Consider the following 25424-nt stretch of genomic DNA (forward strand, 5'->3'; position numbering starts at 1 on the left):
TTCCGCGCCCCGATATCCGACCTCTCGACCCCGGAGTTTTCATGATCCGAATTTTCGCCATTCTCGCTGCGCTGGTTTGCGCGGCCCCCGCGATCGCCCAGCCGTTGCCGGCCAATCTCGACAAGGCGAATGCGATCGTGATCGACACCACCAAAGGCCGCATCGTCATCAAGCTCAGAACCGACATCGCGCCGGGGCATGCCGAGCGGCTCAAGCAGCTTGCGCGCGAGGGCTACTACAACAACGTGCCGTTCCACCGGGTGATGGACGGCTTCATGGCGCAGACTGGCGATGGCCAGAATTTCAACGGCACCGGCGGTTCGAAATATCCGAACCTGAAGGCCGAATTCTCCAACGTGCCGTTCAAGCGCGGCATCGTCGGCATGGCCCGCCGCGGCGACAGCAACGATTCCGCCAACTCGCAGTTCTTCATCATGTTCGCGGACGGCTCCAGCCTGAACGGCCAGTACACTGTGATCGGGGAGGTCGTCTCGGGAATGGATGTGGTCGACAAGCTGAAGAAGTCGCCGCCGGGATCGTCGAGCGGTCAGGTCACCGATCCCGACAAGATGGTGAAGGTGCAAGTCGCATCCGACATCAAGTGAGGCAAGGCTGAACCATGGCGGCGCCGCGCAGCAAGCCATTTCCCTGGTTTGCCGCACCGCTGTTGCTGCTCGCATTGTCGGCGCCGGTGCGGGCTGAACCCGAGCGGCTCGACACCATCAGGGACGTCGTCGTCAGGCTGCATCGCTGCTGGAAGCCGCCGCCGCTGTCGAGCGCCAACCCGATTGACATCACGGTCGTCGTCAGTTTCAACCGCGAGGGCGTCATTCTCGGCCATCCCCGGATCACCTATGAATCCGAGCAGGCCAGCGACAACGACCGGGTGCAGTACCGGATCGCGGTGATGGAGACATTGCAACGCTGCACGCCGTTGCCATTTACCGAAGGACTGGGCGGTGCCGTTGCCGGCCGTCCGTTCGCGATCCCTTTCAGAACCCGTAAATCCCCACCCAGAACCGAAGAGAAAAGAGCATGGCTGTCACCGAAAATACTTTGATCCTTGAAACCACCCAGGGTCCCGTCACCATCGAAATGCGGCCCGATCTTGCACCGGGCCATGTCGCGCGGATCAAGGAACTGGTGCGCGAGGGATTTTACGACGGCATCGTGTTCCATCGCGTGATCGAGGGCTTTATGGCGCAGACCGGCTGCCCGCACGGCACCGGTACCGGCGGCTCCGGCAAGAAGCTCAAGGCGGAATTCAACAAGGAACCGCATGTGCGCGGCACCACCTCGATGGCGCGCGCGGCGAGCCCGGATTCCGGCGACAGCCAGTTCTTCATCTGCTTCGACGACGCCTCCTTCCTCAACGGCCAGTACACGGTCTGGGGCAAGGTGACCGAAGGCATGGAGAACGTCGACAAGATCAAGCGCGGCGAGCCGGTGAAGAATCCCGACAAGATCGTCAAGGCGCACATGGCCGCCGACGCGGCTTAACCTCGCGCTGTCATTCCGGGGCACGCGTCAGCGTGAACTATGATGCGCAATTGCGCATCTGAGAATCTCGAGATTCCGGGTTCGCATCTTCGGTGCGCCCCGGAATGACGCCAACGGCCACGCTGGAGCGCATTGCGCCATGCGCACCGATCTCTTCGACTTCGAACTTCCGCCCGAAAGCATCGCGCTGCGGCCGGCGAGCCCGCGCGATTCCGCGCGGATGCTGGTGGTGCAGCCGGACGGTGTGTTGCGCGACCGCACCGTCGCCGAGCTGCCGCAATGGCTGGAGCCTGGCGACCAGCTGGTCGTCAACGACACCAAGGTGATCTCGGCCCAGCTCAAGGGGCGCCGCATCGGTAGGGAAACCGAACCCAAGATCGAGGCGACATTGATAAAACGCCTCGACGGTTCGCGCTGGCAGGCGCTGGTCAAGCCCGCAAAAAAACTGGCGCCGGGCGACGTGGTGCGCTTCGGCAATGAAGGAAAAGTCTGCCTGCTCGGTCACCTCGACGCCGAGGTCGAGGCCAAGGGCGAAGACGGCGAGATCACGCTGTCGTTTTCGTTTCACGGGCCGACGCTCGACCAGGCCATCGCCGATCTCGGCGCGCCGCCGCTGCCGCCTTACATCGCCTCCAAACGCACGCCCGACGATCGCGACGCTGCCGACTACCAGACCATGTTCGCGGCCAATGAGGGCGCGGTTGCCGCCCCCACGGCCGGATTGCACTTCACGCCGGCGCTGGAAGCGGCTTTGCGCGGCCGCGGCGTCGAGCTGCATCGGCTGACGCTGCATGTCGGGGCAGGGACGTTTCTGCCGGTCAAGGTCGAGGAGACATCCGAGCACAAGATGCACGCCGAATGGGGCTGCATCTCGCCCGAGACCGCAGCGGCATTGAACGCGGCGCGCGCTAAAGGCGGCCGCATCGTCGCGGTCGGAACCACGTCGTTGCGGCTGTTGGAAAGTGCTACCGCCGAGGACGGTACCATCCAGCCGTTCGACGGGGAGACCTCGATCTTCATCACCCCGGGCTACCGCTTCCGCGCGGTCGATATTCTCTTGACCAACTTCCATCTGCCGCGCTCGACGCTGTTCATGCTGGTGTCGGCCTTCGCTGGCCTCGAGACCATGAAACACGCCTACGCCCACGCGATTGCCGGCGGTTATCGCTTCTATTCCTATGGCGACGCCACTTTGCTGTTTCGCAAGTAATTGAAGCGTAACCTTCTGGCGCCATTGATTCGACGCGTGGCTGGCCCGTCATGATGGCTCGCATCAGTGTTTTGCGCGCAGTGAACCGCGGTCGCGTTCGCGAGTTCAATGCATCACGGAAGGAACCCCCGTTGGGGGCGCCGGAAGTTGAAACGGGATAAGCAATGACGGTCTGAATTTACGTCGATACCGGCAAGCTGGTTGGCGACCGCGATCACCTGAAGGTCTTTGCAAACGAGGACGCGGTCGAAACGTGGTTTCAGGAAAACGATCCGGAGCACGTCGCGTTCGAATATGAGGTTCTGGAATGAACCGTATCGGTCCTTTCCGATCTGCGAATGTCCCGCGCTAACTCCTATACGAGCGGCTCGAGCAGCAGGCGGACCAGCAAGGGGCCGGCAATCAGCAGCACAAGCAGGATGGCACGAACGGACGACGATCTGATTTCACCGAGCAACGTCAGCCCCGCGAGCGGAAAGAGAGCCGCCAGTGGCAAATAGTAGCGCGGGTAAGCGGAACTCAGCCAGCCGAAGTCCACATGGAGCCTATAGTTGAAGATAACATGGATCACCAACGTCCCGGCAAATGCCAGCGCGCCGGCGACAATCACAACATCGAGCGCAGCTGCATTCCCGGAGACGATCCGCCGGATCGCCAGCAGGGTCCCGGCATAGGCGCACAGCGCGGACGCGATTGGGATCAGGAATGCGCAATAAGATGCGTCGAGTGCCTTCCACGGCGGTATCCATTCAATCGTAAATTCCGTGATGAAATGGCTGATATAGGCAATCGGTCCCAGGTGCTCAGCGTGATCCCAGCCGAACAGCGCTGCTTCCATTCTGACCTTGGTGATTTCCCCCACTGTCATCGGAGTCGGGCTGCCGTACTGCGCAATCAATGCAAAATAGGGGGCGCAGGCCAACAGCGCCGCGACCGCGATCGGTGCGATCCACCGGGATGGCACGCGGCCGCGCCACAGCAACCACAGCAATACGCCGCCAACAAGTCCCCCGGCCAACAGCAGTGCGGTGAACTTCGCCCACGACGCAACAACGACGCCGCCGAGGGCAGTCAAAAGCCAAGTCCGGCTGCCGCTGAGCAGGAGTTGATAGGCGCCCAGCGTGGCGATCGCTCCGCCAGCGAAGGCGGGGTTGTCATTGCTAACGGAGCCGGCAAGGAGAGTCAGCAGTGGAATGCAGGCGATCGGAACGATATAGGCGCAGAACGTGGATCGCGGCAGCCCCGCGGCGAGTCCAATCGCCATCAGCGCTGCGAGCCCGATCGTGTCGAGCGCTACATTGAGCAGGCGATAGAAGATGATCGCCTCGGGATGGCCTTCGAGGGTGGGACCCAGCCGAGCCAATAGCAAATAATACGGCGGCGGGTGATTGAGATAGTTGACTACTCTGGTGAAGCGGAAGCTTGACGGGTCGAGCATCGGCATCTTCGCAAACTCGGGCCATATATCGCCGGAGTGCTGGAGATACGCGACATAAGATACATGCGCCACCTCATCGAAGCCCTGATTTATATCCCTGTGAATAGTGCTGAGCGCGGAGATGATAAACAGGAAGAGCACGAACGCGCTAAGGCGCCAGTTGGCCGTCGCCCGAACTGCATCTTTTTGGTCGTGTGATAGCGTGTAAAAATGATCTGGCACGGTCATCGTACTAGTGTGCACATCACACATTAAGCAATTCTTATTCAATCAGTGCCGTGATCCAGCCTTCGAACGCGAAAATTAAGAAATATATTATACAGCCGAGCCGAACGGTCGGAGCGCTTCTAAATGCGCCTACAGTGTGAGGCAGAACGTTGAGGGTAAGTCCAATATGACGCGGATCGGCACTCGCGCAGAAGTGTGGATTTCCAACGTGGTTGCTTCGTTCGCGCGTTACGTCGTCGAACGCACACTGCCCGAGTCAGTTCCGATGCTGATGCGCCGTGATGCCGTGATGGATTCCTTTCACTACGCCAAAGAAAACATGAAGGGCGCGTATGCGTTCTTGGATCGATTTGACGGCCTAGCGCTCTCCATCAAGGAAGCCAGGAGACGATTTCCTTCCCGCAATCGCGTCCTGGAATTTGGAGTCTACAAAGCAGGAATGATTAACTACCAGGCCCGAAGATTTCCGGAACTGCAATTCGTCGGCTTCGATAGTTTCGAAGGTTTGCAGGAGCAATGGAGCGGCATGGCTCCTGCGAAAACTTTCGATCTCGGCGGCAAATTGCCGAAGGTCCGGCCTAACGTTTTCCTGGTGAAGGGATGGTTTGCGGAGTCGGCGTCGCGCTGGAAAGCGGAAAACCCCAGCTCCGATATCCCTCTATTGGTGCACGTGGATTGCGACACTTACGCTGCAACAGTCGATGTGCTGCAATCATGTGCCGACTACGTCGAACATGGCCTCGTCCTGCACTTTGACGACTATTTTGGCTTTCCCGATTGGAGAACCGGCGGATTCAAGGCGTTGCAGGAGATCTCGGAAGAGCGGCGTTGGCGCCTGACCTATCTGTCCTATGGCACCAAAGAGGTGTCGGTTCTGGCGGAGGCCGCCTCCGACTGACGTCGCACACAGTGCGATACGTTGACGTCTCATTAATGCTTTTTGCACGCGGCGATAAGCCGGGCGTTAACAAAGATCTGCGCAAATGCCATGCGAAAACCGAGGGATCGCGCCGCTCATGACCGTTGACGCAGAGATTTTCGTGATCGGCGCCGGCCCCGCGGGGCTGACCGCGGCTTATTGCCTGACAAAGGAAACGCCGTCGGTCATCGTGATCGAAAAAGACCCGCATTATGTCGGCGGCATCAGCCGCACCGTGCGGCACGGCAACTTCTTGTTCGATATCGGGGGCCATCGCTTCTTCTCCAAAGCAAAGGAAGTCGTCGATCTCTGGCATGAGATCCTGCCGAATGATTTCATCACGCGACGGCGGCTATCGCGCATCTATTATGCAGGAAAGTTCTATTCTTATCCGCTGAGCGCATTCCAGGCGCTGCGCAATCTCGGGATTTTCACCAGCGCCGCCTGCATGCTTTCCTATGCGTTTGCTAAGGCTTTCCCGGTAGCGGCACCGCGCAACTTCCATGACTGGGTTCGCAACCGGTTCGGCGAGCGGCTGTTCCAGATCTTTTTCAAGACCTACACCGAAAAGGTGTGGGGCATGTCGTGTGACGAGATTTCCGCCGACTGGGCGGCGCAGCGGATCAAAGGCCTGGACCTCCGTGTCGCGGTCGTGAACGCGCTGGCGCGTTCGTTCCGGCGCAAGCCGAAAGCCGAGGCGACCGGCGACGCTGTCGTCAAGACCCTGATAGAAACATTCCAGTACCCCCGCAAGGGTCCCGGCATGATGTGGGAGGCCGCGGCGGCCAGGATCACGGAGAGTGGCGGCCGAATCTTGATGGGCCGCGAACTTGCCGAGCTGGCCTATGACGCAGTTCAGAAGCTCTGGCGCATCGAGGTTGCGACCGTGGACGGCCGGCGCGAAAGCTATACGGCGCGCCACGTCGTAAGTTCGGCGCCAGTACGCGAGCTGGTGCAGAAATTGTCACCGAAACCGATGTCGCTGCTGCATGCGCGCGAGTTGCGCTACCGCGATTTCCTCACCGTCGCGTTGATGATCAACAAGTCGGATGTGTTCGACGACAACTGGATCTATATTCATGACCCCAGCGTGAAAGTTGGTCGCGTGCAGAATTTCGGTTCTTGGTCGCCCGAAATGGCGCCGGCCGGGATGAGCTGCCTGGGACTAGAATATTTCTGCTTCGAGGACGACGGCCTGTGGACGATGTCCGACCAGGAGCTCATCGCGCTCGCTACTCAAGAGGTCGCCAAGGTTGGTCTGGTCTCGGCCGCCGACGTGGTCGACGGCTGCGTGGTGCGGCAACCCAAGGCCTATCCGGTCTATGACGATGTCTATCGCGAGCACATCGCGACGATTCGGCGCGACCTTGAGCAAAGCTGTCCAACCCTGCATCTGATCGGCCGCAACGGAATGCACAAATACAACAATCAGGATCACGCCATGATGACCGCAATGCTGACGGCGCGGAACATCCTGGCGGACGAACGCCTCTTCGACATTTGGCAAGTCAACGAGGACGCCGAATATCACGAAGCTGGCGCATCGAGTGCGCATGCCGCGCTCGCGAGCGGGCGCCTGGTGCCCCTCAAGGTGAACACCCGGGCGGCGTGAAGCACGTGCTCAGGGGCCGATCTAGCGCGTGAAGCGTAGGACCTCCTACTCTCGGCCATCGAGGGACTACCCGCCCCCCTTGACCGCGGGTAGGAGGTCCTACACCTCGCCTCACGCCATCACGCGCTCCGGCAACAGCTCGGCAATCTGGATCGCGTTCAATGCTGCCCCCTTCAATAGCTGGTCTGCGGCCACGAATATCGAGATCGAATGGCCGGAGGGGTCGCTGAGATCCTTGCGGATGCGGCCGACCAGCACGTCGTCCTGGCCCGATGCATCGATCGGCATCGGGAAATAGTTTTTGGCCCGGTCGTCGACAATTCGCACGCCCGGCGCGTTCGCCAGGATGGCGCGGACCTCGTCTTCGCTGATCGGCCGTTCGCATTCGAACGTGATCGCCTCACAATGGGCGCGCAGCACCGGCACGCGGACGCAGGTGACGCCGACCGCGATCCGCTCGTCCTCAAAGATCTTTCTTGTCTCCTTGATGACCTTGGTCTCTTCGTCGTTGTAACCGGTCGCGGGATCGATCGCCGTGTTGTGGTTGAACAGGTTGAACGCGTAGGGATGCGGCATGACCTTCGGCTGAAAGGCCTCGCCATTGAGATAGGCGCGGGTCGATTCCACCAGTTCCTCCATCGCGGCTGCTCCCGCGCCGCTGGCCGCCTGATAGGTCGACAGGATCAGGCGCTTGATGCGGTTGTTGCGGTGGATCGGCCACAACGGCACCAGTGCTGTGATCGCGGCGCAGTTGGGAACGGCGATGATGCCCTTGTGCTCCCGGATACGGCCCGCGTTGATCTCGGGGATCACCAGCGGCACGTTCGGATCCATCCGGAAGGCGGAGGAATTGTCGATCACCACGGCACCGGCCTTCACCGCGATCGGCGCGAACTTTCGGGAAATGCCGCCGCCGGCCGAGAACAGCGCGATATCGACGCCGTCGAACGAGCGCTCGGTTAGTTCTTCGATCACGACCTTCTCGCCGCGAAAATCGATGGTCTTGCCGGCCGAGCGCGCGCTCGCCAACGCCTTGAGCTTGCGGACCGGAAAGGCACGCCTGTCCATGGTGGCGATGAACTCGGCACCGACGGCGCCGGTCACGCCGGCGATGGCAACAACGGGATCGTTCTTCACTTTGGTCTCCATCAGGCAATAAAAAAGCCCCGGTCCTTTTCAGGCGGGGCTTCGGTTCAGATGATGCGATCGTCCAGACTACGCGCGCACGGCTCCCGAGCCCCCGGAGGGTGCTTTGGTTTTCGCGGTACGTTTGGTGGTCGTGATCATGGCGCGGACTTATGCTGAAAAGTTTGACCGGCGTCAACGGCTTTTGGGCCGAAAATCGGCATCAACGAGGTTGAACAGGGGAGCATTGTCACGCCATAAGCTGACGCATGAGCCTTCCCGATCATCCTGCCAATCATTTCGATCTCCTTGCCACCGAGGGCGCCGCGCGCACCGGCCGCCTGACGACCCCGCATGGCCAGGTGCGGACGCCGGGCTTCATGCCGGTCGGCACCGCCGGCGCCATGAAGGGCATGCACTGGCGCGAGGTGCGCGAGGCCGGCGCCGACATCGTGCTCGGCAATACCTATCATCTGATGCTGCGGCCGGGGGCCGAGCGGATCGCCGGCCTCGGCGGCCTGCAGCGATTCACCGGATGGGGCGGCCCCATGTTGACCGACTCCGGCGGCTTCCAGGTGATGTCGCTGTCGGAGTTGCGCAAGGTGACCGAAAACGCCGTGACGTTTCGCTCGCATATCGACGGCGCCAAGGTCGAACTGTCGCCGGAGCGTTCGATCGAGGTGCAGCGGCTGCTCGGCTCCGACATCGCCATGCAGATGGATGAATGCGTGCGGTTGCCGGCCGAGCGCGGCGATATCGAGCGCGCGATGCAACTCTCGCTGCGCTGGGCGGAGCGCAGCAAGCGCGCGTTCGAGACCGCGCCCGAAGGCTACATGCTGTTCGGCATCGTCCAGGGCGGCGACGTGCCCGAACTGCGTCACGCCAGCGCGCGCGGGCTGGTCGAGATCGGCTTTCACGGTTACGCGATCGGCGGGCTTGCGGTTGGCGAGCCGCAGGCGGTGATGCTCGCCATGATCGAGGAGACCGCGCCCCGGCTGCCGGCGGATCGGCCGCGCTATCTGATGGGCGTCGGGACGCCCGAGGACATTCTGGAGGCGGTGTCGCGCGGCATCGACATGTTTGACTGCGTGATGCCGACGCGGAACGGACGTCACGGCATGGCGTTCACGAGGTTCGGCCAGATCAACCTGCGCAACGCCCGCCATATCGACGATCCCCGGCCCCTCGATGACGCGAGCCCGTGGCCGTCAACGCGGAATTATTCGCGCGCCTATCTGCATCATCTGGTCAGGGCAGGCGAGACGCTCGGCGCCATGCTGCTGTCGGAAATCAACGTCGCCTATTACCAAGAGCTGATGCAGGGCATTCGCGACGCGATCGCGGGCGGGACGTTTGAGGATTTCCGAAAACAAACGCGCGCCGATTGGGCGCGCGGCGACATTGCTCCGAGGTGAGTCAGTTACAGGCGAACCTCTTGACCGAATGTTTGGTTACGAAACCGTAACCACAGGTGTCGCAGGTCCAGAGATAGCTGATCAATTCGTCGTGCAGATAGGCAGACGCTTCCGCGGCGACCATGGAGTCGGCGCATACCGGGCAGGTCGGTAAATCACATCCGCGCGGGTTGGGCCTGGACGCCGCGGTCGACAGGATTTCAGCAAGTGCCGGCATCGTGACCTCCTTGCGCTCTGAACCTGAACTCATCTGATACGCAAACTATACACTCACTTGTTTGACGTTGTCGCAACACAAATGCGTAGGTTTGACGTTATTTGACGCTGCTAACATTTTGCAATGCAGCGAAATTTTGTCTCCGGTGTTTCTGGCTTGCACACAGGCGTGCACTGCACCTAACCTAGGAACAGCGCAAATTCCGCGCACATTCTCGCCAGGGGAGTCTTTGATGAACGCGCCAACGGCAACGAGTGCAGTGCAGCGTCCCGGGCGGGGCCGCGTTTTCGACTCCATCGTCGACGCGGTCGGCGACACGCCGATCGTCCGGTTGCGCAGACTGCCGCAAGCCCACGGCGTGCACGCCACCATCCTCGCCAAGCTCGAATATTTCAGCCCGGCCGCGAGCGTGAAGGACCGTATCGGTGCTGCGATGGTGATCGCGATGGAGAAGGCCGGCGTGATCAATGCCGACACCGTGCTGATCGAACCGACGTCGGGAAATACCGGAATTGCGCTGGCGTTCGTCGCGGCCTCGCGCGGCTACCGGTTGAAGCTGGTGATGCCGGAATCGATGTCGATCGAGCGGCGCAAGATGCTGGCGTTCCTGGGCGCCGAGATCGTGCTGACGCCGGCAGCGCAGGGCATGAAGGGCGCGATCGCGACCGCCGAGGAATTGATCCGCACCACGCCCAACTCGGCGATGCCGCAGCAGTTCAAGAACCTCGCCAATCCCGAAATTCACCGCCGCACCACGGCGGAAGAAATCTGGAACGACACCGGCGGCAATATCGATTTCTTTGTTGCCGGCGTCGGCACCGGCGGCACCATCACCGGCGTCGGACAGGTGCTGAAGCCGCGCAAGCCTTCGCTGCGCGTGGTCGCCGTCGAGCCCGAGGAAAGCCCGGTGCTGTCGGGCGGTCAGCATTCGCCGCACAAGATTCAGGGCATCGGCGCCGGATTCATTCCGGACATTCTGGATCGCTCCGTGATCGACGAGATCATCAAGATCAACTCGTCGACCTCGATCGAAATCTCGCGCGCACTCGCCCGCAATGAGGGGATTCCCGGCGGCATCTCCTCCGGTGCCGCGATCGCGGCGGCGCTGCAGATCGGCAAGCGGCCGGAGAGCGCCGGCAAGACCATTCTCGCCATCGTACCGTCGTTCTCCGAGCGCTATCTGTCGACGGCACTGTTTGAAGGAATTTGATAATGGCCGATCAACCGAGGCGACCGAGAACCCTGAACGATGCGCGCTCCGAGGCCGAAGCGGCGTTCAAGCGCACCACCACCAAGGTGGTGGAGGCGCCGCCGAAGACGGTAGCCATTCCCGGCGTCAAGGAACTGGTCTCGCTGCGTATCGACCAGGACGTCCTGCAATACTTCCAGGAGGGGGGTGCGGGCTGGCAGGACCGCATCAACGAGGCGCTGCGAAAAGCCGCCGGCAAGTAGGCGGGTCGCCGGCGGACAAGGAAGTTGAAATGTGCAGGCTGACGTCGGGCGGCGACAAGTTCGTGAAACTGACGGCAGGGCATGCGGAGTCCACGCGATCCGCCCCCGAATGAAAAAAGCCCGGGTCGCTGCCGGGCTTTTTCCTTTGATATGGCCCGGGCCTAGCGGAACATTCCGCCGACCACGCCGCCGATAAAGGCGCCGGGGTTCGGACCGCCGCCACCGCCACCGCGATAGTGACGGCCGCCACCGCCTCCGCCTCCACCGCCGCTATGGCGTCGGGCAGGGCGATCGTCGTCATCGCCGGAACTGGCGGATGTCGTGGCCGATACGATCTCGGTCAGCAAGGCCTTATGCTGCAGCTTGTTGAGGTAACCGCTCTTGGGATAGCCGCGGGCGGCCTGCCAGCGGGTGATCACGGCGCGGGTCGCTTCATCGAACTTGCCGGTCACCTTGGTGTCGAAGCCGAGCCCGGTCAGCCGGCGCTGCACGTCGCGGCGCTGGCCCTTGTCGAGGCCGATCTGGTCCTCGGTGGTCTGGTTCGCTTCCGCGTTGAAGGTCGCGGGATCGATGCCGGTGGTCAGGTTGCGGGTCGTGGTGCTCGGGCCGTTCTCGAGGGCTGCGATCCGCGACAGCGCCAGCGGCCTGAACTGGCCGTTGGGATAACTGGATAGATAGGCGTTGAGCTCTTCCGGCTTGTTGGAATCCTTGATCGAGCGCCAGAACTCGAGTTCGACGTCCGAACTCGGAGCGGTGGCTACGGCAACCGGGACGGACGTCGCCGCCGCCGTATTGGCCGCAGGTGCTGCGACCGGGTTCAGATAGACAGAACCGATCAGGTTGGTGTGGCCCCAGGGCAGTTGGCCCTTGTTGGTCTCTTCGTTGACCTGGGCGCGGACCTTGGTCATCGCCTGCTGGATCTCGACGCCGGGGGTTGCGATGTTGGCGATCAGGGCGCGCGTGAACGGGCTGTTGGTGCCTTCCTGACCGTCGAGCGCGGTCTGCCCCGGGCCGGTCGCGAATGCGATCAGGGTACCTTCGCCGGATTTCATTTCGGCAAGGCCGGTCTGCACCGAAACGCTGCGGGTGGCCGAGTTCGACTTGATCTTGGCGGCGAACGGATTGTCGCGGCAGGCATCGAGGAACACCAGCTTGACCTTGGCGTCGCTCATGGTCTGGTCGAGCGTGAGGTCGATATTGATGGCGGCCCCTAACTTGACGTCCATTTCCGATTTGACGTCGGCGTCAACCGGCAACAAATAGTTGGTGCCGCTGATGGCGATGCCGTGACCGGCATAGAAAAACACGGCCACATCGGCACCCTGGGCTTTCTTGCCGAAGTCGAGCAGCTTTTCCGTCATCTTGTCGCGGGTGAGGTTGGTGCCTTCGACGACTTCGAAGCCGACATTGCGCAGCACGCCGGCCATCGCCTTGGCGTCGACCGGCGGGTTCGGAAGCTGGGCGACGTTCTTGTAGGCGCCGTTGCCGACGACGAAGGCGACGCGTTTCTCGGCGTTGGCAGCACTGGCGGTGAACGTGATGCAGATCAGTGAAGCAATGAGGGTGAGGGTGCGCATCTGAAATCCCCAGGCAGAATCGAAAAAACTTTGGCTACAACGCTGATCGCATATTACACGAAAAAGCCACACTTCGCGCCCCCAAAAAGGGGGACTTGCCCAGAATTTGAAGACGCGCACCCGGCGCTTCCGACGGTAACCGCCGGCCGCGCATGCGCGCGTGATCCGCATCACAATATTCGGCGACAGTCGCAGGAAGAATCAGGCGCCGGCCCGCGCCGGAACCGGACTATTCGGTTTCAGGTTCAAGAGATTGCCCATCAGGATGAGCGCGGCGCCAAGCACCGTGAACAGGTCGAGCCGTTCCGAATAGATCAGCCAGCCCACGGTTGCGGTCAGCGGGACCCGCAGGAAATCCATCGGGATCACCACCGTCGCGTCGGCATGTAGCATCGCGCGCGCCATGCAGTAGTGGGAGAAAGTGCCGCAAAACGCGATCACGACGACCCAGCCCCAGATGTAGGCCGGCGGCCAGGTCCAGACATAGAGCGCGGGGAAAAATCCCGCCGCCGTCTGCACCACCAGCATCCAGAAGATGATCGCCAGCGTCTGTTCGGTTCGGGTCAGCGACTTGACCACGGCGATCGAGATACCGAAGCCGACGGCCGCGGCGAGCGCGATCAACTGGCCCGGGTTGATCTCGCCGGTGGCGGGACGGACGATCACGATCACGCCGACCAGGCCGAGCGCGATCGCCACGATCTTCCAGCCCGTCATGCGTTCACCGAGAAAGAATGCGGCCAGGATCGCGGTCCAGATCGGCATGGTGAATTCGATCGCCACCACCTGGCCGATCGGGATCAGCGTCAGCGCGAAGAACCAGCCGAGCTGCGAGGCGTAATGGAGCAAGTTGCGCGCGATATGCACGTGGACCCGCGCGGTCTTCACCACGGAAAATCCGCCGTTGATCCGGATCAGGGGGTACAGCATCAAGAGGCCGAGGATCGAGCGCATCTCCATCAGCTGAAACACGTTGAGTTCACGCATGCCCTCGCGGCCCGCGACCGCCACGATCAGCATTAGAGCGAGCCAGCCCGCCATCCACAGCGCGGCCATCGATTTGGATTGTGTGCGGTCCATCGGCGGAGGAAATACCGGCTGGTCAACGAGGGGAGGCCGGTATCGGCGAGTTGAGGCTGATTTGCAACGCGCAAATGTGCTGACGCAGTGATGCGCGTTTCAATTTCGCGGTGGGATTGGCCGTTCGATTGATGCTAAGCATCGGCTGACTTTACTCGTCATTCTGGGCGATGCGAAGCATCGAACCCGGAATCTCGAGATTCCGGGTCTGGTCCATCCAAGTCGGCTGTTGCCGACTTGGACACCAATATTGCTGAACTCGGGTAAACCCGAGTTCAGTGGACCATCCCGGAATGACAATGAAAATTGGGAGGACTTTGCTGATGCGTATCCTGCAACCGGCCGAGTGGTCGAAACCCCGCGGCTTTTCGCACGGCGTCGAGGTCGACGGTCCCGGCAAATGGATCGTGCTCGCGGGCCAGACCGGCGGCGACGAGAAGGGCGAGTATCCGCCTGACATGGCCGCCCAGGTCGGCACCGCGCTGACGCGGATCATCAAGCTGCTCGGCGAGGCCGGCGCAGGGCCCGAGCACATCGTCCGCCTGACCTGGTATTTGACCAGCCGCAGCGAATACGAAGCGGCCGGCGCCGGCATCGGCGCAGCCTGGAAGGAGACGCTCGGGCGCAACTTCCCGCCATCGACGCTGCTCTACATCGACGGACTTGTCGATGTCAGGGCCAAGGTCGAAATCGAAGTCACCGCTTACGTGCCCAAAGTATAGAAGGCACAGGAAAAGCCAGAGAGAGTTTCATCAATGACCAATCGATCCACTGCTGCGGATTATGTCACGGCCTTCGCCACCGGTTGGCCCGAGAACCAACCCGACATCATGGTGCTTTCGCTGACCACGCACAAAGGCGTGCAGGACTTTGCGTTCAACAAGGAACAGGCCCTGTTAATCGCGAGAACCATCAAGGAAACCGCGGCGAAGCTGGCGAAACCCAAAACGAGCTAGTGACCGATCGACCGAATTGCGCCCCGGGCTTTGCCCGTGGGCGCAATTGGAGCGCTTATTTCGAAAGCGCCATATGGACGGATCTGAACACGCTGTCGGCACTCATGTCGACCGTCTGCTTGTTGCCTGCGGTTCGCAGCGAAATCCTGGCATTGAACGCGGCCGCGCTGGCCACAACCTGGAAGTTGCCGCCGCCGCCGCGGCCCTGCAGGCTGCCGCCGATGTTGCGGCTGCTCTCGGTCCAGTTTCCGGAGACCGCGCCGCCCTCGGCGACCACGTTAGCCGCGAGGTTGAACTTATAGGCGTCGCTGGCGCAGGTGAGGCTCATCTCCATGTTGGGCCCGATGACCCGATAGATCGCGCGGCAACGGATGCGCTCGCTCGACCCATCGTCCAGCGTGACGGTGCCGCCACCGGACCAGCTGCCGGCCATGCCCGCGAACGGGTTGGACTGGGCGTGGCTGGTTGAGGCGGTGAAGGCCATCATGCAAAACGCGACGGCTGCCAATATCAGCCGCCGCGTATGGGCAAAGAGTTCCGACGTTCGGCTCGTCTTACTGGCGGGATGCTTCCCACCGACCGCTACAAGGTACACCAGCTGATGCCCCATTCCATTTCCCCGATCCGGAGTTGCCACTGAGTTGACCGTTCGCATATGCACCATTGATCGAGACTCGCACAAGTCCCCCGCTTCCGACGCTGCCGGAGACCGGGGCGCCGGAGGCCGAAACCTTGCCCTCGGTGACGGTCAAGGTTGAAGTGGTCTGCGCATCGCAACTGCCGGTCTTGGTGACGACCGTGACCTGCCAAAGGCCGTCATAGGGCTGCTGGGCGGAAGCCGGAGCCGCCGCAAGGGCCGCCGCTGAGGCGAGGAACGAGGCAAAAAACAGGTCGCTAATGCGATTGTGGCGCATGGATCAAATCCCTGACAAATGTGTGTGATGAGGCGCCTTATCCGGGCACAATGTGTTCAAACTTTGGTGCGGCGCAGCAACACAGAAAGTTCCTGTGAACTCAAACACCTCAAGGTGAATCTGGTTCCGGGCCGGGAACAGAAAACTCGTCGTCGGCGAAAGATTCGCGAAAATTCGCGGGCATTGGCGTCGAAAAGCCTAGTGTTTACCATCGCCCAGGCTTGGGGCGTTGGTTGCAAACTGCTCGTCCTGCGGCTTGGCCGGCAGGGTTTTGTGGATTTTGGCGTAGTCGATGACGTCGCCGAGCAGTTTTTGGCCGAGCGGCGCCAGCGCGCGCTCCCATAATTCGCGGGCGGTCTCGCCCTTCTTGACGAAGACCCACTCCTGGGCCGCGATCGCGCCGGCATCCATCCGGTCCGCGAGGTGGTAGACGCTGCCGCCGGCGATGGGGTCGCCTTCCTTGATGGTCCATTCGATCGCCGCGATGCCACGATGGCGGGGCAGCAGCGAGGGGTGATAGCCGATGCCGCCGAGTTTGGCGGCGGCCAACGCCTCCCGGGTGACCCGGGCATGACTGTGCGCGGTCACGATCAGGTCGGTATTGGGAGCGATCTCCGAGGCTGCGACGAATTTGGGGTTGGCCTGGACGACAACCTCGATCCCGGCGGCTTTGGCGGACGCGGCCAGCCGGTCTTCGCCGTCGTGAACGACAACCCTGACGATGTCGACGCCGTGTTGCCGCAGCGTGTTCAGTGTCGTCACGCCGAAATGGCGGGAGCCGACCAGGGTAATCCGCATGTTGTGCTGTCCGTTATGATCGAAACTTCGTGCCCGTCGATAACACGTCGCCTGCATCTGTCACGCCGCCGGCCCTCCGCGCAGCGGGTTATCAACAGCGCGCACCGGGCGGGGCTGAACGCGGCGGCCGGCGAGGCGTAGCCGGCACGTTGAGGCGATCCAGGCCGGCGCCCCGGTTGGCCATGAAAATATGCGGCGGCCGCAGGCTTTTTGACAATGGCAAAACTGTGTTGCTGCCCTTGATTGCTTCGGGACGTGCACACCGTCAAGGCGGGCACCAACTATCGCTTCGGCTGGCTGCAGCAGCCGCGACCGCGCCAGCCATTCAGGCGAGAATGCGAAGCTCGGGTTTGCTGAAGGTGCGGGCGGAACGGTTGACCGGCTGGGACCGGCGCTCCGCGGCCTTTTGCAGATAGGATCGCAGGTCGGCGCTACACTGCTTCATCTGGTTGCGCAGTTCGCGGCGGGTAAAGGCGGTGAGGGTTGGATCGCCCAATTGCTGCCAGGCCGCCCGTAACCGCTGCTGCAGCGCGTGTATCTCCTGATCGACGATGTCGGGCTCTGTCATTCCGGTGGAATCTCAAAGCGTGATCGCGTCGGGATTAATGCTGATTCTCGATCCGATGCCCATCCCCGGAAGATTGCGGGCGGGAACAAGCGGCTTATATCATCGTTGGGCTTGCGGTTTGGAGCGTTTCAATGTCCAGCAGTTCGGCGATCGTTCTCACCTTGTTGTTTGGCAGTTTGATCGCATCCCCCGAAACCTTGGCGCAAGGCGTGACGCTGGCGCAGCTAACGCCGCCCGCGGGTTCGGCCGGCGCAGGCAATTCACCCATCAGCGGCGTGCCGTTCGGGCCGGCCAATCCCAGCGTGCTCAGCGACCCCAGCGGGATCGGCAATGCGTCGAGGCTGCCGCCGCTCGGTACCAATACCCCGGCGCCCATCATTCCCGCACCCGCAATCGCATCGCCCCGGCCCACCACAACGCCGGTCGTGGGCGCGTCACAGCAGATAATCATCCCGGTTCAGACGGACTCACGCAGGAGGCCGTCCCGCGGCCGCGGTCGCGGCCGTGACCAAGCGCAAGTCAGCAAGTTCACGGGCATCTGCCGGGGGTGTTAGAGCTTAGGGGCCGCTGAGAGTCTGACTCAAGATGCGATGCCCGATGTTCCGCTGGGTGAATTTTCGCCAAAAAGTTCGCTCAGTTTGATCGGGCCATTCCGGGGGCATCCCATGGTCTGGCCGAGCCTGATGGAATGTCGTGCGGCAACGTCGTGCACCGGGGATCGCTTGGTCACGACGACTAGAACGTGGGGAGGGCCGGGCATTGTCAAAAAAGGGCATTACAGGCCACGACGAATGGGTGGTCACCGAGGCTTTGGCGACGGCACTGGTCGCGCTGGAGCAGCTCCCGCCGAAGCACCAGCCGCGTCCCCATATGGAGGACATCAAGAAGCTGTTGGTGGCGGGTTGCCAGCCCGGCGCGATGCCGCTGCATCTGGCGCAGGCAAAGTGCAGGCTGTTTCCGGACAAGGATCCGCTGACCATCTACCGCGAATACGGCCTTGAGGACGGCCAAGGCTGAGCCAAGGCTGAATGGAGCTCCGCGGTCAGCGCCACATACCGCGCATGCGGGCGCCGATATCGATGCGCGGTCCCTGGTTGGCCGCGCGCGCCGCGGCCGCGGAGGCCGGCGGCCAATTGGTCCGCTCGAACATCGGCAGCAGGGATTCTGAAATGAAGCGGGACCGTGAGGCGTAGACGTGGCGGTCGCCGAGTGAATTCTGGCCGTGAGTGAAGAAGCGTTGCGGCACAATGAGGTGCAGATCGTCCTTGGCGCGGGTCATGGCGACATAAAGCAATCGCCGCTCCTCCTCCAGTTCCGCCGAAGTGCCCGCGCCCAGATCGGACGGCATGCAGCCGTCGACCACGTTCATCACGAACACCGACTTCCACTCCTGACCTTTGGCCGAGTGAATCGTCGACAGGATCAGATAATCCTCGTCGAGCAGGGGCACGCCGGCCTGGTCGCTGGTGGCGTCCGGCGGATCGAGCGTGAGCTCGGTCAGGAACCGTTCGCGCGAGGGATAGCCGGCCGCGATCTGCTCGAGCTGGATCAGATCGGCGCGGCGAACCTCGGCGTCTTCGTGAATGCGATCCAGATGCGGCTCGTACCAGAGTCTCGCGCGCTCGAGATCGGCGGGCCATTCGCCATAGCGCAGATTGCCGACCGCCTCGGTGAAGTCGCGCCAGTCCGCGCCGGCGCGGGGCGGCGACGGCAGGCCGCACAGTGCTGCAAGCGGATCGGCGGCCTCACTCATGAGGTCGAGCACGCGCTGCGCCGACGCCGGTCCCACGCCCGGCAACAGATGCAGGATCCGGAAGCCTGCGACACGGTCGCGGGGATTTTCCACGAACCGAAGCAGGGCCAGCATGTCCTTGACGTGGGCGGCGTCGAGAAATTTCAACCCGCCGAATTTCACGAAGGGAATGTTGCGGCGGGTCAACTCGATCTCGAGCGGACCGCTGTGCGAAGAGGTGCGGAACAGCACGGCCTGCTGCTTCAGCAGCGATCCTTCCTCGCGATTTTCAAGCACGCGTTCGACGATGTAGCGCGCCTGGTCGGCCTCATCGCGCACCGCGACCAGTTGCGGCTTTCGCGTCGAGGCGCGATCGGTCCAGAGGTTCTTGGTGAAGCGCTCCCTGGCCAGCCCAATGACGCCGTTGGCGGCGGACAGGATCGGCTGCGTCGAACGGTAGTTGCGATCGAGGGTGACGATTTCTGCGTTTGGGCTGAACTGGCCAGGAAAATCCAGAATGTTGCGCACGGTCGCGGCGCGAAACGAGTAGATCGATTGCGCGTCGTCGCCGACAACCGTCAGTCCGCGTCCGCCGGGCTTGAGCGCCAGCAGGATCGACGATTGCAGACGGTTGGTGTCCTGATATTCGTCGACCATCACGTGATCGAAGCGCGAGCCGATCTCTTCCGCCAGCGCAGGCTCCGCCATCGTCTGCGCCCAGTAGAGCAGCAGATCGTCGTAATCGAGCACGTTCTGCTTCTGCTTCGCGTCGACATAGGCTGCGAATAATTGTTTCAGTTCGCTCGACCAGCCGGCGCACCATGGAAAGAACTGCCCCAGCACCTGTTCGATCGAGATTTCCGCATTGACGCAACGCGAATAGATCGCAAGGCAGGTGCCCTTGGTGGGAAAACGCTTCTCGGTTTTCGATCGTCCCTGCTCGTGCCGGACCAGGTTCATCAGGTCGGCGGAATCCTCGCGGTCGTGGATCGTAAAGGCGGGATCGAGACCGATCCGCTCGGCATATTCGCGCAGCAGCCGCGCGCCGATGCCGTGAAATGTGCCGGCCCAGTTCAGCGCGTCGGTCATGACCCCGGCCTCGTCGCCGAGCACTTTGCGGGCGATGCGTTCGACGCGCGTGGTCATTTCGGCGGCCGCCCGGCGCGAGAATGTCATCAGGAGGATCCGCCGCGGATCCGCGCCATGGATGATCAGATGCGCGACGCGGTGGGCGAGGGTGTTGGTCTTGCCAGATCCGGCGCCGGCGATGACGAGAAGCGGCGGTCCTGCCGAGGCATCCGTTCCCACGCCATGCTCGACCGCGCGCCGTTGTTCGGGATTGAGGCTTGAAAGGTAGGCTGCGGGCACCGTCGAATCATTCCTGACATGGGCGCCGGAGACTCGCCGTTTCTCGTTTTGTTCGCAAGTGGCGGAAGGCGCTGCCTGTATTTGACTCAGTGTCCCAAGCGGAATTTGCCAGGACGGGTATCCTGATCAGGACGGCCTTCTCGAAAACAAAACGGCCCCACCGATGGGGATCACCCGTGAGGCCGCCGATGGCCGGGCCCAAGCGGGGTGCCTGTCCAGTCATCAATTCCGGATGATTGCATACAACGCGGCAGCCGCAATGGGGTGTTTTACGTATCCGACGTCGTCATCATCGCTTCAACGCAATTCACCCTGCGGTGCTTAATAGTAGCGGCGCCTCGGACGACGTTCGTAATAATCGTCATCGTCATATTGGGGACCGCGATAGATCCGGCCCTGTTGAAATTGCTGTGGCACCGTGCCGTTGGGGTAACAGAGGCCATCCCGAATATCGACGTCGGCACCGTTGCCGCACGGTACTGGGTATCTGCCACCGCGATACACGGGCCCCGGATATCGCCGGGCTGCCTGATCTTGTGGAGCGAGATAACCGTTGGGGTAGCAGAGCCCGTCACGCGCACTGAGATCGAAACCGTCCCCACACGGCGGCGGATGCGCATAGACCCGGTACTGCGTTTGAGTCACGAAGGCTTCGCCTTGGCTCGGCGTGCGGACGGGACCGCCCAGTTGAGCAATGAGCGCGACGGCGGCAAGGCTCACGAACATATTTTACGTTCCCCCCAATGATGACCGGAGCTTCATCCGACGGCAAGTTGCGGTCAAGGCGGCCAAGCGCCACTGCCGGCTCGTGTGCACGCCTTTCGGACCGGCCAAACGCCCCGCGATAGGGTGCAGCCATGGCCGGGGACGCTATTCCTAGCGGCTTGCGATTTGTTCTCTTTTCGTTCACATTAGGCAAAACCGCGAGTGAACGTCATGGACGCCGAAAAAGAGCGTGAAATCATTCGTCTGTGGAACCGGCTGCGCCTTCTCGAGCGGGAAGGCCGCGCGACCGCAGCCATTCGCCGGCAGATTGAAAGAGCCCTGATTGAAAGAGCTCTGGCCGAACGGGAACCGCATGCAGCTTGATGATGTCAGGTCCGAAATCGAACGGATGCGCGCGCAGGTGAACCGGCAGCGCGGGGAAATCCGCCAGCTTCAGCGGGCCGGAATTTCCACGGCCGCGGCCGAGGCGCTGCTGGAGCGAATGCTCAACAGGGTCGACGAGCTGTGCACCGAACGCGACCGGCTCAAGAAGGAACTGGAACCGGTGAAGCGCAGGGCTCTCGGCGGCCGGAGCTGGTGACGCTTCATGAGGCAGTCATCGTTTCGATCTACCGATGCGGGGAACCGAGTCGCCGCAGTCGTTTGAGCACGCTGTATCGGATCGGCGTGCCGTTAGAGAATGATACAACCAAGTGCTGATTTAAGGCTGTTTACAAACGATCGTGAATCGAAGATTTTGCCTTGATGGATCGTGGCATGCGCAAATTGAAAATTGGCAGGATTTACCGGCTCGAATTCCCTGGAATTGCCGCACGAGTCATCGAACCGCCTGCCGGCCATAGTTCCGCAAAGTTCCCGTTCCTGGTGGAAAGTCTTTTTATTCGCAGCCGTTGGTACGTCAACGAACTCGGTGAGCCCGATAACGTTCACAGCCCCAAGCTGGTTGTTCCGGACGGGGATTCGGAACCTCCGCGCCCGGTTTCAAATTACCCGGTGTCGAATTAAACAACGGATGATAGTGAAACAACGGATCACGCGTCGTTGGTCCGCCCCGGATGCTTGGTTGCCCCCGAAAGCGAACCATCGATCAGAAGCACGATCTGCGTGATAGCCTCACCCCGGCTCTTCGTTTCACCAGTCTTGGTGGTGAGGTCGTCGAGGGTCACGGCCCATCGCCATGAATTCGGCTCGTCGCCTTCGAATATCAAATATTGCTTGCCCCGATATTCCATCGAAAAACACTTCAATTAATTGCGCATGACGGCTAATTGCACATGACGGCGGCGGTTCAATTCACCGATAATGCATCCGGCAATATCCGATTTCATCGCTCGAAGCGACTCAGGTTTCTCGTCTGAGCAGTCTATGCAACGCCCGAACGGGCCCCAATTCCGCGCGGTACCGGTTTCGCCCGCCGCAGCGTGTTGGTATGCATGCGTGATGGCGGGCATAGCGCGTCCGCATGTCAAACGGATGTGAGCCGCCATCGGGCCGCTCGGGCAACGAAAAAGGACCAAAAGCAATGATCGAACAGGTTGGCATCATCGGGGCAGGCACCATGGGCAACGGCATTGCCCAGGTCTGCGCCGCCGCAGGGCTCGGCGTGACCATGGTCGATGTCTCGGACGCCGCCGTCGCGCGCGGTCTGGCCACCGTGGGCACGAGCCTCGACCGCCTGGTCAAGAAAGAGAAGATCTCCGCCGCCGAGAAGGAAGCCACGCTGTCGCGCATCGTCGCGACGACGGACAAGGCGAAGCTCGCGCCTTGCGACCTCGTGATCGAGGCCGCGACCGAGAACGGGGACCTGAAGGTCAAGATCCTGAAGGATATTTGCGCGACGCTGAACCCGCGGGGACTGATCGCCACCAACACCTCTTCGATCTCGATCACCAAACTCGCCGCCGCGACCGACCGGGCCGACCGCTTCATCGGCATGCACTTCTTCAACCCGGTGCCCGTGATGGCGCTATTGGAACTGATCCGGGGCCTGCAAACCTCCGACGACACCGTCGCCAAGGCCGAAGCGTTTGCAAAACGGATCGGCAAGGTTTCGATAACCGCCAAGAACAGCCCAGGCTTCGCGGTCAATCGCATCCTGTGCCCGATGATCAACGAAGCCATCTTCGCGCTGCAGGAGGGGATCGCGACGGCGGAGGAAATCGACGCCGGTATGAAGCTCGGCTGCAATCATCCGATCGGCCCGCTGGCGCTGGCCGACCTGATCGGCCTCGACACGATGCTGTCGGTGATGGAGGTGTTCTACAAGGGATTCAACGATCCCAAATATCGTCCGGCCCCGCTCCTGAAGGAGATGGTCGATGCCGGCCACCTCGGCCGCAAGACCGGCAGGGGGTTTTACAGCTACGGCACGTCGTGATGACACACAGGGCGCGGACCTTCGCCTTGCGGGCAAAGCGGAAGTTTTGACGTACCGACGGTAACCAATGCTTCGCACCCTCCTGCTGGGAAGGAGCATGCAGGCCCTGATCGACACCATCAAAGCCGACACGTGGCCCTTTATCGCCGGCGGTATCGTGCTCGTGGTGATGATTCTGTCCGGGTTCTTCGGCAACGATGACGGCACCGAATTCCCCGACATTAGCGGCTGGGACTGAGAGGGGCGCGCAGCCCACGGGCCGAGCCTATTTGCCTGCCGCAGTTTCCAGGCAGTGGTTGATGTGCACGGCCCGGTCCCTCGGCAGCACCTTGGCCTCATCGGCCTTATGCTGGCATTCCACCATTTTGACCTGTTCGGCGCGCCGCTTTTCCGCGGCTTCGCGAAATTCGGGCGCGACGGAATTTGGGTCTACCAGCTTTTGGGCAACGCCCGGCTCGGCAAACAGGATCGCCGCAGAAAAAATCAAATATCGAAACGAAGGCATGGCAAGCCGCTCCAGGGGCCGACCGGAAGGGGTCACCGGTTGGTAGCTCCGCCGGCGGGCGGCGCGTATGAAGGAGGTCACATTCCGCGGGAGACAGTGCTATCACCCGCCCATCCCAACGGAGGCTCCGATGCGCATCCCGGCTTTGGGGATTTTGACGATTGTGTTGCTTTTGACGGCGGCGCCGGCCCGGGCCCAAAGGTATGATCCGGACTATCCCGTCTGCCTGCAGACCTACGGCATCGGGGGAGACAGCATCGGATGCGGCTATACCTCGCTGGCGCAATGCGCGCAGTCGGCATCGGGGCGTTCCGCCCAGTGCATCGTCAATCCCTATTTTGCAGGCGCTCGCGCCCCCGCGGGAGCAAATTACCGGCGGCATCGCGCTTACTGAATGCATTGCGGCCGGTGGTCCGGCCTCATCTCCAGGTATCGATCAGTCTGCGCCGAAGCAGGTTCGGCAAACCCGGCAGGAATTGACATGCGGATAGAAGCGGTGGTCACCGAGGGCGGTGGCTGGGCGAGCGGCAGGACCAACCCGAACGGCGGTCCCGGGACCATCGAACTTCAGAAGCCGCTGATACGGAGCTATTTTCCCGAGATCATCCAGTGTCACAACGGCACCATCAATTTGCAGCTGGATCGTCCGCTGCAGGTCAGGCTGCCTGATATCGTGACCCCGCCGCTCGATTGGAATCCCGCCGCCTTTCCCGATGGCGAGAGGTTCGGCATAACGGCGATCGAACTCGATCTGGCGGGAAAATCCCACAGGGCATGGCTCTATACGGCCGAACACTCGCCGCATCGCTTCAACAACGTCGCGGAGGTGCTGACCGGGACGCTGGACGGAATTGCACTGGGGGTCAGGTGCGCCATCCATGTCAGGCGCGTGAGCCAGCTCCTCGTGATCTGACGGTCGGCGCAGGCCACCCGAAGCATCGCGCGGCGGCTCCAATGCCCGACCGCTCGTCGGCGGGATTGGATCGCGTGCGGACTACGGTGAGGCGTGAGGCTTGCCGTTACTTTCGGGACCGCTTTTTGCGTGGGCCAGGTTTCGCATAATATGGATTGACCACGCACTGGGCGGATCGGCCCGACGCCGACGCCGCACATTGCGCCATCGAAGTGTAGCGGCACTCGAAGTAGAAGTGCACCATGTCGTCGTAGATCTGCAGGCAAACCGGGTAGTTTGGATCGTAGGTCTGAGCCCGTGCAGGTGCGGCAAACAAGATCGTGCCGACCGCGAGTACTGTGCAAAGCAAACGTGCTGCGTTCTTCATCTCAGGCCCCGATTTGGTAGTCGGAAATTCTAGATTGCGTTGCGACCATGACACAGATCAGCAAATGCCTTTGTGCTGAAATTTGATCGACCCAGGGCGATGACTGGAGAGCCAGGGGATTTTAGCGCGCTTCAGGTGGCGGGCGCCATGGCCAAGGGGGAAGGGTGGCGACGTTCGACTCTCGCCCGTCTCGTTCTCCATTTGCCTTCATTTGCGTCGGCTCATCGTTGGGCTCAACGTCCCTCTTTCGGTTGAATGCGAGCCCGATAAATCCAATCGCCAACAGGACGGTGCCGGCTATGATCAGCCAATGTGGATATTCCATTTGAAGTGGATAATCCATTTGAAGCATTCCCAGCTCTCTCGCAGGTTCTGGCTCCTTGAGTATCTCCGCACTACATTCCGCGCGGCGCCTGCCGCGCGAGGG

34 protein-coding genes are annotated in these 25424 nt (G+C 61.8%); 19 read left to right on the plus strand and 15 right to left on the minus strand.

The genetic code is table 11. The annotated features are described in order from the left end of the window. Positions 1–41 precede the first annotated feature (41 nt). The 4 genes from NL528_RS22540 (at position 42) to queA (ending at position 2710) form a co-directional block, all read left to right on the plus strand. Complete coding sequence (locus NL528_RS22540) at positions 42–605, plus strand: peptidylprolyl isomerase (protein WP_309176653.1); 564 nt, start codon at positions 42–44, stop codon at positions 603–605. Positions 606–619: 14 nt separating this feature from the next. Further along, complete coding sequence (locus NL528_RS22545; protein ID WP_309176654.1) at positions 620–1060, plus strand: hypothetical protein; 441 nt, start codon at positions 620–622, stop codon at positions 1058–1060. Further along, positions 1036–1500 (plus strand): peptidylprolyl isomerase, encoded by a 465-nt coding sequence (locus NL528_RS22550; protein WP_074276671.1) that lies wholly within the window; start codon positions 1036–1038, stop codon positions 1498–1500. Before NL528_RS22545 ends, NL528_RS22550 begins: the two co-directional genes overlap by 25 nt. A 139-nt stretch (positions 1501–1639) precedes the next feature. Then, on the plus strand, positions 1640–2710 hold the full coding sequence (queA, locus tag NL528_RS22555) for a tRNA preQ1(34) S-adenosylmethionine ribosyltransferase-isomerase QueA (RefSeq protein WP_309176655.1): 1071 nt from the start codon (positions 1640–1642) through the stop codon (positions 2708–2710). 355 nt (positions 2711–3065) lie between these two features. Here the strand turns inward: queA and NL528_RS22560 are convergent, their stop codons facing one another. Next, complete coding sequence (locus tag NL528_RS22560) at positions 3066–4376, minus strand: hypothetical protein (RefSeq protein ID WP_309176656.1); 1311 nt, start codon at positions 4374–4376, stop codon at positions 3066–3068. 166 nt (positions 4377–4542) lie between these two features. Here NL528_RS22560 and NL528_RS22565 point away from each other — a divergent pair, with 166 nt between their 5' ends. After that, on the plus strand, positions 4543–5274 hold the full coding sequence (locus NL528_RS22565) for a class I SAM-dependent methyltransferase (RefSeq protein WP_309176657.1): 732 nt from the start codon (positions 4543–4545) through the stop codon (positions 5272–5274). Positions 5275–5392: 118 nt separating this feature from the next. Next, positions 5393–6907 carry an NAD(P)/FAD-dependent oxidoreductase gene (locus NL528_RS22570; protein ID WP_309176658.1) on the plus strand — a complete coding sequence of 505 codons (1515 nt, stop codon included), beginning with the start codon at positions 5393–5395 and terminating at the stop codon, positions 6905–6907. Between the two features lie 111 nt (positions 6908–7018). On the opposite strand, the gene NL528_RS22575 is transcribed toward NL528_RS22570, so the two are convergent. After that, complete coding sequence (locus NL528_RS22575) at positions 7019–8056, minus strand: aspartate-semialdehyde dehydrogenase (RefSeq protein WP_309176659.1); 1038 nt, start codon at positions 8054–8056, stop codon at positions 7019–7021. Between the two features lie 245 nt (positions 8057–8301). On the opposite strand from NL528_RS22575, the gene tgt reads away from it, so the two are divergent. Continuing rightward, positions 8302–9447 (plus strand): tRNA guanosine(34) transglycosylase Tgt, encoded by a 1146-nt coding sequence (gene tgt, locus NL528_RS22580; RefSeq protein WP_309176660.1) that lies wholly within the window; start codon positions 8302–8304, stop codon positions 9445–9447. A gap of 1 nt (position 9448) precedes the next feature. Here tgt and NL528_RS22585 read toward each other — a convergent pair whose 3' ends face one another. Next, a complete protein-coding gene (locus NL528_RS22585) occupies positions 9449–9664 on the minus strand; it encodes a hypothetical protein (RefSeq protein ID WP_074278626.1) in 216 nt (71 codons plus the stop codon). A 232-nt stretch (positions 9665–9896) separates the two neighbouring features. Here NL528_RS22585 and cysK point away from each other — a divergent pair, with 232 nt between their 5' ends. Further along, positions 9897–10874, plus strand: a complete 978-nt coding sequence (gene cysK / locus NL528_RS22590; RefSeq protein WP_309176662.1) for a cysteine synthase A — start codon at positions 9897–9899, stop codon at positions 10872–10874. A 2-nt stretch (positions 10875–10876) separates the two neighbouring features. After that, a complete protein-coding gene (locus NL528_RS22595) occupies positions 10877–11116 on the plus strand; it encodes a BrnA antitoxin family protein (protein WP_309176663.1) in 240 nt (79 codons plus the stop codon). A 161-nt stretch (positions 11117–11277) separates the two neighbouring features. On the opposite strand, the gene NL528_RS22600 is transcribed toward NL528_RS22595, so the two are convergent. Continuing rightward, positions 11278–12693 carry a caspase family protein gene (locus NL528_RS22600; protein ID WP_309176664.1) on the minus strand — a complete coding sequence of 472 codons (1416 nt, stop codon included), beginning with the start codon at positions 12691–12693 and terminating at the stop codon, positions 11278–11280. A gap of 201 nt (positions 12694–12894) precedes the next feature. Next, a complete protein-coding gene (locus NL528_RS22605; protein ID WP_309176665.1) occupies positions 12895–13773 on the minus strand; it encodes a DMT family transporter in 879 nt (292 codons plus the stop codon). A gap of 323 nt (positions 13774–14096) precedes the next feature. Here NL528_RS22605 and NL528_RS22610 point away from each other — a divergent pair, with 323 nt between their 5' ends. Together NL528_RS22610 and NL528_RS22615 are read left to right on the plus strand one after the other, a co-directional pair. After that, entirely contained in the window at positions 14097–14495 is a 399-nt protein-coding gene (locus tag NL528_RS22610) for a RidA family protein (RefSeq protein WP_309176666.1), read from the plus strand. A 33-nt stretch (positions 14496–14528) separates the two neighbouring features. After that, on the plus strand, positions 14529–14729 hold the full coding sequence (locus tag NL528_RS22615; protein ID WP_309176667.1) for a hypothetical protein: 201 nt from the start codon (positions 14529–14531) through the stop codon (positions 14727–14729). A 55-nt stretch (positions 14730–14784) separates the two neighbouring features. On the opposite strand, the gene NL528_RS22620 is transcribed toward NL528_RS22615, so the two are convergent. From NL528_RS22620 to NL528_RS22640, 5 genes are all read right to left on the minus strand, one after another. Next, the gene (locus NL528_RS22620) at positions 14785–15339 is read right to left on the minus strand and encodes a hypothetical protein (protein WP_309176668.1); all 555 of its coding nucleotides are present in this window, start codon (positions 15337–15339) and stop codon (positions 14785–14787) included. After that, positions 15284–15643: a hypothetical protein gene (locus tag NL528_RS22625; protein WP_309176670.1), complete on the minus strand. Its 360-nt coding sequence runs from the start codon at positions 15641–15643 to the stop codon at positions 15284–15286. The genes NL528_RS22620 and NL528_RS22625 overlap by 56 nt, the downstream gene beginning before the upstream one ends. A 198-nt stretch (positions 15644–15841) precedes the next feature. Then, complete coding sequence (locus NL528_RS22630; RefSeq protein WP_309176671.1) at positions 15842–16441, minus strand: formyltransferase family protein; 600 nt, start codon at positions 16439–16441, stop codon at positions 15842–15844. Between the two features lie 325 nt (positions 16442–16766). Next, the gene (locus NL528_RS22635) at positions 16767–17009 is read right to left on the minus strand and encodes a hypothetical protein (RefSeq protein WP_309176672.1); all 243 of its coding nucleotides are present in this window, start codon (positions 17007–17009) and stop codon (positions 16767–16769) included. Between the two features lie 94 nt (positions 17010–17103). Beyond that, positions 17104–17388: a hypothetical protein gene (locus tag NL528_RS22640; RefSeq protein WP_309176673.1), complete on the minus strand. Its 285-nt coding sequence runs from the start codon at positions 17386–17388 to the stop codon at positions 17104–17106. 380 nt (positions 17389–17768) lie between these two features. Here NL528_RS22640 and NL528_RS22645 point away from each other — a divergent pair, with 380 nt between their 5' ends. Continuing rightward, positions 17769–18026, plus strand: coding sequence for a hypothetical protein (locus NL528_RS22645; RefSeq protein WP_074276687.1), 258 nt, complete (start codon positions 17769–17771; stop codon positions 18024–18026). Between the two features lie 25 nt (positions 18027–18051). On the opposite strand, the gene NL528_RS22650 is transcribed toward NL528_RS22645, so the two are convergent. Both NL528_RS22650 and NL528_RS22655 read right to left on the minus strand, forming a co-directional pair. After that, positions 18052–20109 (minus strand): ATP-dependent helicase, encoded by a 2058-nt coding sequence (locus tag NL528_RS22650; protein WP_309176675.1) that lies wholly within the window; start codon positions 20107–20109, stop codon positions 18052–18054. 321 nt (positions 20110–20430) lie between these two features. Beyond that, positions 20431–20835, minus strand: coding sequence for a hypothetical protein (locus NL528_RS22655; protein WP_309176676.1), 405 nt, complete (start codon positions 20833–20835; stop codon positions 20431–20433). A 210-nt stretch (positions 20836–21045) separates the two neighbouring features. Here NL528_RS22655 and NL528_RS22660 point away from each other — a divergent pair, with 210 nt between their 5' ends. From NL528_RS22660 to NL528_RS22670, 3 genes are all read left to right on the plus strand, one after another. Beyond that, positions 21046–21198 (plus strand): hypothetical protein, encoded by a 153-nt coding sequence (locus NL528_RS22660; protein WP_309176677.1) that lies wholly within the window; start codon positions 21046–21048, stop codon positions 21196–21198. After that, positions 21188–21415, plus strand: coding sequence for a hypothetical protein (locus NL528_RS22665; protein ID WP_309176678.1), 228 nt, complete (start codon positions 21188–21190; stop codon positions 21413–21415). The genes NL528_RS22660 and NL528_RS22665 overlap by 11 nt, the downstream gene beginning before the upstream one ends. A 176-nt stretch (positions 21416–21591) precedes the next feature. Next, positions 21592–21840: a hypothetical protein gene (locus NL528_RS22670; RefSeq protein WP_309176679.1), complete on the plus strand. Its 249-nt coding sequence runs from the start codon at positions 21592–21594 to the stop codon at positions 21838–21840. 26 nt (positions 21841–21866) lie between these two features. Here NL528_RS22670 and NL528_RS22675 read toward each other — a convergent pair whose 3' ends face one another. Further along, on the minus strand, positions 21867–22067 hold the full coding sequence (locus NL528_RS22675) for a hypothetical protein (protein ID WP_309176680.1): 201 nt from the start codon (positions 22065–22067) through the stop codon (positions 21867–21869). Positions 22068–22357: 290 nt separating this feature from the next. Here NL528_RS22675 and NL528_RS22680 point away from each other — a divergent pair, with 290 nt between their 5' ends. Together NL528_RS22680 and NL528_RS22685 are read left to right on the plus strand one after the other, a co-directional pair. Then, positions 22358–23212 (plus strand): 3-hydroxybutyryl-CoA dehydrogenase, encoded by an 855-nt coding sequence (locus tag NL528_RS22680; protein WP_309176681.1) that lies wholly within the window; start codon positions 22358–22360, stop codon positions 23210–23212. Positions 23213–23309: 97 nt separating this feature from the next. Next, a complete protein-coding gene (locus NL528_RS22685) occupies positions 23310–23450 on the plus strand; it encodes a hypothetical protein (protein ID WP_309176682.1) in 141 nt (46 codons plus the stop codon). 27 nt (positions 23451–23477) lie between these two features. On the opposite strand, the gene NL528_RS22690 is transcribed toward NL528_RS22685, so the two are convergent. Further along, positions 23478–23717, minus strand: coding sequence for a hypothetical protein (locus tag NL528_RS22690; RefSeq protein ID WP_309176683.1), 240 nt, complete (start codon positions 23715–23717; stop codon positions 23478–23480). Between the two features lie 130 nt (positions 23718–23847). Here NL528_RS22690 and NL528_RS22695 point away from each other — a divergent pair, with 130 nt between their 5' ends. Both NL528_RS22695 and NL528_RS22700 read left to right on the plus strand, forming a co-directional pair. Then, positions 23848–24111: a DUF3551 domain-containing protein gene (locus tag NL528_RS22695; protein WP_309176684.1), complete on the plus strand. Its 264-nt coding sequence runs from the start codon at positions 23848–23850 to the stop codon at positions 24109–24111. An 87-nt stretch (positions 24112–24198) separates the two neighbouring features. Continuing rightward, positions 24199–24630, plus strand: coding sequence for a hypothetical protein (locus NL528_RS22700; RefSeq protein WP_309176685.1), 432 nt, complete (start codon positions 24199–24201; stop codon positions 24628–24630). A gap of 106 nt (positions 24631–24736) precedes the next feature. Here NL528_RS22700 and NL528_RS22705 read toward each other — a convergent pair whose 3' ends face one another. Next, a complete protein-coding gene (locus tag NL528_RS22705; RefSeq protein WP_309176686.1) occupies positions 24737–24997 on the minus strand; it encodes a DUF3551 domain-containing protein in 261 nt (86 codons plus the stop codon). Between the last annotated feature and the right edge of the window lie 427 nt (positions 24998–25424).

Origin of the sequence: Bradyrhizobium sp. Ash2021 (assembly GCF_031202265.1) — a bacterium.
In the GTDB taxonomy this organism is placed as follows: domain Bacteria; phylum Pseudomonadota; class Alphaproteobacteria; order Rhizobiales; family Xanthobacteraceae; genus Bradyrhizobium.

Coding starts and splice junctions, on each gene's coding strand:
- NL528_RS22600 (WP_309176664.1), bottom strand. CDS start 12,693: ATGCGCACCCTCACCCTCATTGCTTCACTGATCTGCATCACGTTCACC.
- NL528_RS22665 (WP_309176678.1), top strand. CDS start 21,188: ATGCAGCTTGATGATGTCAGGTCCGAAATCGAACGGATGCGCGCGCAG.
- queA (WP_309176655.1), top strand. CDS start 1,640: ATGCGCACCGATCTCTTCGACTTCGAACTTCCGCCCGAAAGCATCGCG.
- NL528_RS22595 (WP_309176663.1), top strand. CDS start 10,877: ATGGCCGATCAACCGAGGCGACCGAGAACCCTGAACGATGCGCGCTCC.
- NL528_RS22540 (WP_309176653.1), top strand. CDS start 42: ATGATCCGAATTTTCGCCATTCTCGCTGCGCTGGTTTGCGCGGCCCCC.
- NL528_RS22615 (WP_309176667.1), top strand. CDS start 14,529: ATGACCAATCGATCCACTGCTGCGGATTATGTCACGGCCTTCGCCACC.
- NL528_RS22605 (WP_309176665.1), bottom strand. CDS start 13,773: ATGGACCGCACACAATCCAAATCGATGGCCGCGCTGTGGATGGCGGGC.
- NL528_RS22675 (WP_309176680.1), bottom strand. CDS start 22,067: ATGGAATATCGGGGCAAGCAATATTTGATATTCGAAGGCGACGAGCCG.
- NL528_RS22635 (WP_309176672.1), bottom strand. CDS start 17,009: ATGACAGAGCCCGACATCGTCGATCAGGAGATACACGCGCTGCAGCAG.
- NL528_RS22670 (WP_309176679.1), top strand. CDS start 21,592: ATGCGCAAATTGAAAATTGGCAGGATTTACCGGCTCGAATTCCCTGGA.
- NL528_RS22575 (WP_309176659.1), bottom strand. CDS start 8,056: ATGGAGACCAAAGTGAAGAACGATCCCGTTGTTGCCATCGCCGGCGTG.
- NL528_RS22550 (WP_074276671.1), top strand. CDS start 1,036: ATGGCTGTCACCGAAAATACTTTGATCCTTGAAACCACCCAGGGTCCC.
- tgt (WP_309176660.1), top strand. CDS start 8,302: ATGAGCCTTCCCGATCATCCTGCCAATCATTTCGATCTCCTTGCCACC.
- NL528_RS22655 (WP_309176676.1), bottom strand. CDS start 20,835: ATGTTCGTGAGCCTTGCCGCCGTCGCGCTCATTGCTCAACTGGGCGGT.
- NL528_RS22690 (WP_309176683.1), bottom strand. CDS start 23,717: ATGCCTTCGTTTCGATATTTGATTTTTTCTGCGGCGATCCTGTTTGCC.
- NL528_RS22700 (WP_309176685.1), top strand. CDS start 24,199: ATGCGGATAGAAGCGGTGGTCACCGAGGGCGGTGGCTGGGCGAGCGGC.
- NL528_RS22585 (WP_074278626.1), bottom strand. CDS start 9,664: ATGCCGGCACTTGCTGAAATCCTGTCGACCGCGGCGTCCAGGCCCAAC.
- NL528_RS22705 (WP_309176686.1), bottom strand. CDS start 24,997: ATGAAGAACGCAGCACGTTTGCTTTGCACAGTACTCGCGGTCGGCACG.
- NL528_RS22620 (WP_309176668.1), bottom strand. CDS start 15,339: ATGGGGCATCAGCTGGTGTACCTTGTAGCGGTCGGTGGGAAGCATCCC.
- NL528_RS22660 (WP_309176677.1), top strand. CDS start 21,046: ATGGACGCCGAAAAAGAGCGTGAAATCATTCGTCTGTGGAACCGGCTG.
- NL528_RS22565 (WP_309176657.1), top strand. CDS start 4,543: ATGACGCGGATCGGCACTCGCGCAGAAGTGTGGATTTCCAACGTGGTT.
- NL528_RS22625 (WP_309176670.1), bottom strand. CDS start 15,643: ATGCGCCACAATCGCATTAGCGACCTGTTTTTTGCCTCGTTCCTCGCC.
- NL528_RS22545 (WP_309176654.1), top strand. CDS start 620: ATGGCGGCGCCGCGCAGCAAGCCATTTCCCTGGTTTGCCGCACCGCTG.
- NL528_RS22685 (WP_309176682.1), top strand. CDS start 23,310: ATGCAGGCCCTGATCGACACCATCAAAGCCGACACGTGGCCCTTTATC.
- NL528_RS22680 (WP_309176681.1), top strand. CDS start 22,358: ATGATCGAACAGGTTGGCATCATCGGGGCAGGCACCATGGGCAACGGC.
- cysK (WP_309176662.1), top strand. CDS start 9,897: ATGAACGCGCCAACGGCAACGAGTGCAGTGCAGCGTCCCGGGCGGGGC.
- NL528_RS22695 (WP_309176684.1), top strand. CDS start 23,848: ATGCGCATCCCGGCTTTGGGGATTTTGACGATTGTGTTGCTTTTGACG.
- NL528_RS22640 (WP_309176673.1), bottom strand. CDS start 17,388: ATGATGGGCGCCGGGGTATTGGTACCGAGCGGCGGCAGCCTCGACGCA.
- NL528_RS22570 (WP_309176658.1), top strand. CDS start 5,393: ATGACCGTTGACGCAGAGATTTTCGTGATCGGCGCCGGCCCCGCGGGG.
- NL528_RS22630 (WP_309176671.1), bottom strand. CDS start 16,441: ATGCGGATTACCCTGGTCGGCTCCCGCCATTTCGGCGTGACGACACTG.
- NL528_RS22610 (WP_309176666.1), top strand. CDS start 14,097: ATGCGTATCCTGCAACCGGCCGAGTGGTCGAAACCCCGCGGCTTTTCG.
- NL528_RS22560 (WP_309176656.1), bottom strand. CDS start 4,376: ATGACCGTGCCAGATCATTTTTACACGCTATCACACGACCAAAAAGAT.